The 1,555-nt window shown below is 57.9% G+C and carries 1 rRNA gene (cut by a window edge); it reads left to right on the top strand.

The annotated features are described in order from the left end of the window. Positions 1 to 1,516, top strand: a 23S ribosomal RNA gene (locus A6V29_RS22100) (it extends 1,500 nt beyond the left edge of the window). Positions 1,517 to 1,555: the final 39 nt, after the last annotated feature.

Below are 1,555 nucleotides of genomic sequence, written 5' to 3'. Positions count from 1 at the left end.
GGTTCTAGCGCGGGACCCGGACTGGTAGTAGGCAAGCGATGGGGTGACGCAGGAAGGTAGTCCTACCGGTGAGTGGTAGTACCGGGGCAAGGGTGTGGCCCGTCCGATAGGCAAATCCGTCGGACATACAGGGTGAGACCTGACGCATAGCCGAATGAGGCGAATTGGATGATCCTATGCTGCCGAGAAAAGCCTCTAGCGAGTTCCGAGCGGCCCGTACCCCAAACCAACTCAGGTGGTCAGGTAGAGAATACCGAGGCGATCGAGCGAACTGTGGTTAAGGAACTCGGCAAAATGCCCCCGTAACTTCGGGAGAAGGGGGGCCATCTGCTGTGAACCGCCTTGCGCGGGTAGCGGTGGGTGGCCGCAGAGACCAGTGAGAAGCGACTGTTTACTAAAAACACAGGTCCGTGCGAAGTCGTAAGACGATGTATACGGACTGACGCCTGCCCGGTGCTGGAACGTTAAGGGGACGGGTTAGCCGCAAGGCGAAGCTCAGAACTCAAGCGCCAGTAAACGGCGGTGGTAACTATAACCATCCTAAGGTAGCGAAATTCCTTGTCGGGTAAGTTCCGACCTGCACGAATGGCGTAACGACTTCTCAGCTGTCTCAACCACAGGCTCGGCGAAATTGCACTACGAGTAAAGATGCTCGTTACGCGCGGCAGGACGGAAAGACCCCGGGACCTTTACTATAGCTTGATATTGGTGTTCGGTTCGGCTTGTGTAGGATAGGTGGGAGACTGTGAAGCGGGCACGCCAGTGTTCGTGGAGTCGCCGTTGAAATACCACTCTGGTCGAATTGGATGTCTAACTTCGGTCCGTGATCCGGATCAGGGACAGTGTCAGGTGGGTAGTTTAACTGGGGCGGTTGCCTCCCAAAATGTAACGGAGGCGCCCAAAGGTTCCCTCAGCCTGGTTGGCAATCAGGTGTCGAGTGCAAGTGCACAAGGGAGCTTGACTGTGAGACCGACGGGTCGAGCAGGAGCGAAAGCTGGGACTAGTGACCCGGCACCGGCATGTGGAAGCGGTGTCGCTCAACGGATAAAAGGTACCCCGGGGATAACAGGCTGATCTTCCCCAAGAGTCCATATCGACGGGATGGTTTGGCACCTCGATGTCGGCTCGTCGCATCCTGGGGCTGGAGTAGGTCCCAAGGGTTGGGCTGTTCGCCCATTAAAGCGGTACGCGAGCTGGGTTTAGAACGTCGTGAGACAGTTCGGTCCCTATCCGCCGTGCGCGTAAGAGACTTGAGAAGAGCTGTCCCTAGTACGAGAGGACCGGGACGGACGAACCTCTGGTGTGCCAGTTGTACCGCCAGGTGCACTGCTGGTTAGCTACGTTCGGCAGGGATAACCGCTGAAAGCATCTAAGCGGGAAGCTCGCTTCAAGATGAGGTCTCTCACCGGGTCAACCGGGTAAGGCCCCCGCCCAGACCAGCGGGTTGATAGGCCGGAAGTGGAAGCACCGCAAGGTGTGGAGCTGACCGGTACTAATAGGCCGAGGGCTTGACCACACACACCCACCAGCTGGGTGCGAGCACCTCCTGCTCACG

It is taken from the genome of Blastococcus sp. CCUG 61487 (assembly GCF_005222955.1).
Lineage (GTDB): Bacteria > Actinomycetota > Actinomycetes > Mycobacteriales > Geodermatophilaceae > Blastococcus.
The sequence above is the reverse complement of the archived record's forward strand: the minus strand, read 5'-3'. Positions and strand labels throughout refer to the sequence as shown.